The 6,669-nt window shown below is 61.3% G+C and carries 6 protein-coding genes; 1 reads left to right on the top strand and 5 read right to left on the bottom strand.

What is annotated here, in order from left to right; translation table 11 throughout:
• Positions 1-19: 19 nt before the first annotated feature.
• The 3 genes from J1G35_RS08370 to J1G35_RS08380 all read right to left on the bottom strand — a co-directional run bounded on the left by J1G35_RS08370 (position 20) and on the right by J1G35_RS08380 (position 3,881).
• Positions 20-1,123: a polyamine ABC transporter substrate-binding protein gene (locus J1G35_RS08370; protein ID WP_223014527.1), complete on the bottom strand. Its 1,104-nt coding sequence runs from the start codon at positions 1,121-1,123 to the stop codon at positions 20-22.
• A 40-nt stretch (positions 1,124-1,163) separates the two neighbouring features.
• Positions 1,164-2,501 carry an alginate export family protein gene (locus J1G35_RS08375; protein WP_223014529.1) on the bottom strand — a complete coding sequence of 446 codons (1,338 nt, stop codon included), beginning with the start codon at positions 2,499-2,501 and terminating at the stop codon, positions 1,164-1,166.
• Between the two features lie 117 nt (positions 2,502-2,618).
• Positions 2,619-3,881: a serine hydrolase gene (locus J1G35_RS08380; RefSeq protein WP_223014531.1), complete on the bottom strand. Its 1,263-nt coding sequence runs from the start codon at positions 3,879-3,881 to the stop codon at positions 2,619-2,621.
• A gap of 252 nt (positions 3,882-4,133) precedes the next feature.
• On the opposite strand from J1G35_RS08380, the gene J1G35_RS08385 reads away from it, so the two are divergent.
• On the top strand, positions 4,134-5,276 hold the full coding sequence (locus tag J1G35_RS08385; protein WP_053139730.1) for a pectate lyase: 1,143 nt from the start codon (positions 4,134-4,136) through the stop codon (positions 5,274-5,276).
• Between the two features lie 54 nt (positions 5,277-5,330).
• Here J1G35_RS08385 and gspF read toward each other — a convergent pair whose 3' ends face one another.
• The gene (gene gspF, locus J1G35_RS08390; RefSeq protein WP_223014533.1) at positions 5,331-6,542 is read right to left on the bottom strand and encodes a type II secretion system inner membrane protein GspF; all 1,212 of its coding nucleotides are present in this window, start codon (positions 6,540-6,542) and stop codon (positions 5,331-5,333) included.
• The coding region (locus J1G35_RS30865) for a hypothetical protein (protein WP_262417199.1) at positions 6,542-6,669 on the bottom strand (128 nt) is incomplete at its 5' end. The genes gspF and J1G35_RS30865, both read right to left, overlap by 1 nt.

Below are 6,669 nucleotides of genomic sequence, written 5' to 3' on the forward strand. Positions count from 1 at the left end.
ACGCACCGGGCCACACTGATCAGCGGTTGCTCTTGATGGCGGTCCAGGTGCGGGTACGGATGCGCTCCGCGGCAGCCGGGATCGGCTCCAGGGCGAACAGGGTCTTGCGCGCTTCGTCCGGCACATACATGTTCGGGTCGTTGCGGATGCTGGCGTCCACCAGCGCAGTGGCGTCCTTGTTCGGGTTGGGGTAGCCGATCTTGTTGCTGATGCGCGCAATCACGTCCGGGCGCAGGATGTAATTGATGAACGCATGGGCCTCCGCCAGATCGGGGGCCTTGGCCGGGATCGTCATCACGTCCGACCACATCGGCGCGCCTTCCTTGGGCAGTGCCATCTCGACCTTGACGCCCTTGCCGGCGGCATCTGCCAGTCGTGTGGCCAGTGCGACACCGCCGGACCAGCCCACGCCCACACAGATATCACCGTTGGCCAGATCCATGCCGTAGCGCGACGAGTTGAAGTAACTGACGTAAGGGCGAATCTTCATCATCAGGGCCTGGGCTTGTACATAGTCCTCGCGCTTCTGGCTATTGGGGTCGAGGCCCTTGTAGTGCAAGGCAATCGGCAGGATCTCGTTGGCGGCGTCGAGAAAACCCACGCCACAACTGGCGAGCTTGGCGAGGTTTTCTTCCTTGAAGATGATGTCCCAGCTGTTCATCTGCACGTCAGGGCCGAGGGCTTTGCGCACCTTGTCGACGTTGTAGCCGATCAGCGTGGTGCCCCACAGGTAAGGCACGGCGTAACGATTGCCGGGGTCACCTGCGGTTTCCAGGGTTTGCATGAATTGCGGGTCCAGGTGCTGCCAGTTTGGCAACTGCTTGCGATCCAGCGGCTGCACGGCCCCGGCCGTGATCAAGCGTCCCAGGTTGGCGGAGCCGGGAAACACCACGTCATACCCGGAGTTGCCCGTCAGCAGCTTGGACTCCATGGTTTCGACGGTGTCGAACACATCGTAAACCGGGCGAATGCCGGTTTCCTCCTGGAAGCTATTGAGCACCTCGGGTGGCAGGTATTCGATCCAGTTGTAGATCCGTACGGTGCGTTCTTCAGCCAGGCAAAAACCACTGATGAGCAACGAGGCGACAGTGCCCAGCACGGTGTTACGCAAAAATCTGTTCATGATCAAAACACTCCAGCGCGGCCGCGATGGCTCGCAGCACTTAATAGCGGTAGGTGAAATACAGTTCCAGCGCACTGAACATCTGGTCGTTGCCGAACACCTGTTTGGCGGCGGCCAGTGGCTTGACCCAGTTGTAGGACAGCGACGTATAGAACGACGGCGTGGGTGTCCAGTCGAGGAAAACCACACTTTCGTCAGCAAAGCGCCGATCGCTGACCGGTGCGCCCATGTAGTTCTTCTCGTCCAGCCAGAACTGGTAGTGAATCGCGCCGAGGGTCAGGGTGTCGTTGAGGTGGGTCTTGAGGGAGAACTGCTGGACGTTTTCGTTGCTGTTGAACAGCAGGTAGTTGCCGACCACGTCCCCGACCAGCCAGGTGCTCCAGTCGACGAAGCCTTTGCTCAGTGGGTCCCAGGCTTTTTGCCGGTTGTCGGTGAGGTTGTCGTCTCCGGAAAAGCTCGCGTAGCGGTAGCCGAGGATCGGCGTCAGCGGCACGGTGCTGAAGGCGTAGTCGGCCTGGGCGTACCAGGCGCTGGCATCGTAGTCGACGCCCTCGCCGCTGCCGCGCTCCAGCGCGTACTCGGCATTCAGCGTCAGCGCCTGTACGCCGGGCACCTTGGCGTTGAGCGCCCGCAGGTTGTACACCTGCATGCCGTCCCGACGGCGCGGGAGCGTGCTGCCTCGGGGGCCAAGGGCATTGACCTTCATGGCCATGGCGCCGAGCGTCACCTGGTCATCGAGGTTGTAATCGAGGTTGACACCGGTCATGCGGAAGTCGCCCAAGTCATCATCGGTGCGCAAGGTGAAGGCCTGGGACTTCAGCGCGCCATGGTCCCAGGCGAGAATCGCCGAATCCTTGAACGCGGTTCGCGGGCCGAGCCAGTAGGCGCCATCCTTGTACTGGTCGAGGTTACCGTCCATGACGATGAACCCCGTACCGATCATGTAGTTCTGGCGGCCGGCGGTGAGCTTCCACTCGCCGGCGCGAAAACCGCCGTAGAGTTCTTCGGCTGCGACCTTGCCGTCGGAGCTGCGGCTGAAGCCACCCGCATCGCCATCGCCGAAGGTGCTCGCCGCCACCAGGGAACCGCCGGCCAGCAGGCTGAAATCCGGTTGCAACGCATACTCGAGCTTGACCCCCGGCTTTACGTAGACCTCTTGCCAGTTGATCCGGGCGCCGCCGTTTTTTCCGTTGCGCGCATCGACCTGGCCGCTGCCGAAGTTGACGCCACGGGTAAACAGCGTCGCCCCACCCGCCGTGAGATTGACTTCACCCTTGAGATCGCCGTCCTCAAAGGTGTAGCCCGCCAACGCGACGTGGGTGGTCAAGGGTAAGCCGAGCGCTAACAGCGCTCGAGAGAAACGCTTGGTGAAAACCATAAGAAGCTCCTGTGGAATTATTGTTGTTACAGGGCAGTCAATGGCGACGCAGAGCGCCGCCAACACCTGGGCAAGCCAGGTGAATAGAACGCAAGACTCTTATTTTTTGGGCGTGGGTCAGCGACTCAGGTGGGCAGCGATCGCGCGCAGCATGCGCACGCTGTCGTTATCGAACGGGCTGACCGCATCGGTGAGCGACGATTGCTTGACGATCACCACGCCGGACGGCTTATCGATAAACAGGTATTGGCCGTGGATCCCTCCGGCCATCAGGGCCTGGCTGTGGTCGTTGAACACGTACCACTGGCTGCGATAGGACGCACCCGGCGTCCAGCTGGAGAACTCGGCATTTTGCGCGTAGATCGCCGGATCAGCGCCGGCGGCGATACGGGCCACGGTCTCGGGCGACAGCAACTCAACGCCGTCCTGGCGACCGTCGTTGGCGAGCAGGCGACCGAAGCGCGCCATGTCTCTCAAAGTGGCACTGAAGCCCGCCCCGGCAACGTTACGGCCCCAGGGATCGGCCATGAAATAACCGTCGCGCTCGCAGCCCAAGCGCCCCCAGATCGCTTCCAGCATCTGACTGCAGGCCTTGCCCGAGGCACGTTCCATGACCCATGCCAGCACTTCGGTGGTTGCCGTCACGTAATGGAAAAAACCCCCGTGGCTGCCGCGCTTCTTGAGCGACGGCAAGTACTGGTACAGCGACTCGAACTGGGCGTATTGCGCCGGTGCCGGTTGAAAGCCGCAGGCATAACCATACTGCGAGCTCTCAGAGCGGGGATCGTCATACACCTCGCTGTAGTCGATGCCCACCGCCATGTCGAACAACTGACGCACCGTGGCATCACCAAACGCACTGCCCACCAGCTCAGGCACGTAGTACGCGGCGGGCAGCTCGGGTTTGAGCGTGCCGTTGGAAACCAGTTGTTCGCCGAGGGTGCCGATCAGTGACTTGGTCACCGAGAACATGATGTGCCGGTCATCCGCGCGCTGGCCGTTGAAGTAGCGCTCGAACAACACCGTGTCGCCCTGCATCACCAAAAAGGCATCGGTCTGGCTGGCCACAAGGTGTTCGATAACGCTGATGCTCAGCCCGCATTCGCTGTCGAAACACAGTTCGTCCAGCGCTTTGGGCGCTTCCTTGAGCTGAGCGGCAGGCCTTGAACCCGCCGCCACATCAATGGTGGGACGCAGCCGCGCCAAATGACGGAACCCCCACTGGCTGAAGGGCGCGCGCATCCAGTTGTGCCACGTTACTCGGTGTTTCGGCTCGGCCGGGAAGCCCTGCATCAGGACAGGAGCCACGCGCGCTGCCGGTGACGATTCATTGGCCTCGACGTAAAGAGTCGCCAGTACAGACGGGGTTTTAAGACTCATCGGGATAACCCTGAAGATGACTCTGCATGAGAGCAGATGCACAGGAATAATTATCCGATATTTTATTTTAGTCAATAAAACTTTTTACTCGTTAACCTTGAAATGAGTTGTACGACAACGCAATTCCATATGATAGGATTTCTCATGCAGCGGACGTTCGATTCGCTGCACCAGTGGCAAGGACGTCCGCTCGAGAAACGCGCATGCCTGTGCGCGTTTAAACACTCAAGTTAATCAAGGATCTGATTACTCATGACAAAACCCTCAACCTTCACTGCCTCCAAACTGGCCAGTGCCATTATCGGTGCCCTGCTGTTTTCCAGCGTTCCGGCGCATGCTGCGGACATCTGGCTGGATTCGGCCACCACCGGCTGGGCCACTCAGAACGGCGGCACCAAGGGCGGCTCGCGAGCAGCGGCGAATAATATCTACACGGCAAAAAACGCGGCTGAGCTGAAAACCGCACTGAGCGCTTCGGTGGGCACCAACGGCCGTATCATCAAAATCACCGGCATCATCGATGTCAGCGAAGGCAAGGCTTATACGACGACTGCTGATATGAAGGTACGCGGTCGCCTGGATATTCCTGGCAAAACCACCATCGTCGGTACCACCAGCAATGCCGAGATCCGTGAGGGTTTCTTCTATGCCAAGGAAAACGACGTCATCATCCGCAACATCACCATCGAAAACCCTTGGGATCCCGAGCCGAAGTGGGACCCTACAGACGGCAGCGCCGGCAACTGGAACTCGGAATACGACGGCCTGACCATTGAAGGCGCCAACAACGTGTGGGTCGATCACGTGACCTTCACCGATGGCCGCCGTACCGATGACCAGAACGGCAGTGCCAACGGCCGTCCGAAGCAGCATCACGACGGCGCGCTGGATGTTAAAAACGGCGCCAACTACGTGACCATCTCGTACTCGGCGTTCAAGTCACACGAGAAGAACAACCTGATCGGTTCCAGCGACAGCCGCACCACCGATGACGGCAAGCTCAAGGTCACCATCCACAACACCCTGTTTGAAAACATCTCTGCCCGCGCGCCGCGCGTGCGTTTCGGCCAGGTGCACCTGTACAACAACTACCACGTGGGCAGCACCAGCCATAAGGTGTACCCGTTCTCATACGCCCATGGCGTGGGCAAGAACTCGAAGATCTTCTCCGAGCGCAATGCCTTCGAGATCAGCGGTATCAGCGGTTGCGACAAGATCGCCGGCGATTACGGTGGCAGCGTCTACCGCGACACCGGCTCGACCCTCAACGGCAGCGCATTGAGCTGCTCGTGGAGTTCGAGCATCGGCTGGACCCCGCCGTACAGCTACACCCCGCTGGCCGCCGATAAGGTCGCCGCCGACGTCAAGGCCAAGGCCGGCGCCGGTAAGCTCTAAGCTGCGGTGTCAGCTTCGTGAAATGAAAAGCCCTCGGTGACGAGGGCTTTTTTGCTACTGCACCAGTTGGTTGATCTCGATGATCGGCAACAGCACCGCCAGCACAATCACCAGCACCACCGCGCCCATCACCACGATCATCAGCGGCTCCAGCAGTGCGGTCATGCCCATCGCCCGGCGCTCGATATCGCGGGACAGTGTCTGCGCGGCGCGATCAAGCATCGGCGGCAGCGAGCCGGTCTTTTCGCCGCTGGCAATCAGGTGGATCAACAGTGGTGGAAATACTTTCTCGACTGCCAGCGCCGTGGCCAGGCTGACGCCTTCGCGCACCTTGGCGGTGGCGTCGCTCACGCTTTGGCTCAGGCAGTCGTTGGACAAGGTCTGGCGGGCCGCTTCCAGTGCACGTAACAGCGGCACCCCGGCGGCGCCGAGAATCGCCAGGGTCGACGCAAAGCGGGCGGTATTGAGCCCGAGTACAAAACGCCCGATCAGCGGCAGGCGCAACACGCGCCGATGCCAACGCAAGCGCGCCGGCGGGTTGCGCAGGAACATACGCCAGCCCCAGAAACCTGCCACCAGGGCGCTGAAGCAGAGCCAGCCCCAACCGCGAATGAAATCACTGGCATTGAGCATCGCCAATGTCAGCCCGGGCAGATCCTGGCGTGCCTGGGAAAACGCGCTGACCACCTGGGGCACCACGTAGCTGAGCAGGAAAATCACGATGGCGATCGAGACCAGCCCTACCACCCCCGGATAGATAAACGCGGTGAGGATTTTGCTGCGAAGGTTATTACGTTCTTCGATGTAGTCGGCCAGCCGCTCCATCACCTGGGCCAGGTCACCGGACTCCTCCCCCGCCGCGATCAGCGCACGGTAGATCTCCGGAAAGTCCCGTGGCCGCGCGGCCAAGGCATCCGCCAGGCGCATGCCGCCGCGAACATCGGCACGCACCGCACTCAGGGCCTGGACGATGTGCTTGCGCTCGGCCTGCTCCACCGTGGCACTCAACGCGGCCTCCAGCGGCAGGCTGGCGCTGAGCAGGCTGGCCAGTTGTCGAGTGGCCCAGGCCAGGTCGTTGTCCGACAGTTTGGCGCTGAACAGGCCTGCGCCCGCCCCCGACGGCGTAGGCTGCTCAAGGTGCACCGACAAGGCGGTCAAGCCACGCCGGCGCAAAATCCCGAAGGCCTCGCGCTGACTGTCGGCTTCCAGGTGCCCGCTCTCGATCTTGCCCATGGCATCGGCGGCTTCATAGCGATAGCGATTCATCAGGCGTCCCGTGTCACGCGCAGGATTTCTTCCGGCGCGGTGGCGCCGCTGCGTACCCAGCGCTCGCCGTCTTCACGCATGCTGAACATCCCCGCACGGCGCGCCGCCACGCGCAGATCCTGCTCGC

The sequence above is a fragment of the Pseudomonas sp. SH10-3B genome, assembly GCF_019891415.1.
GTDB lineage: Bacteria > Pseudomonadota > Gammaproteobacteria > Pseudomonadales > Pseudomonadaceae > Aquipseudomonas.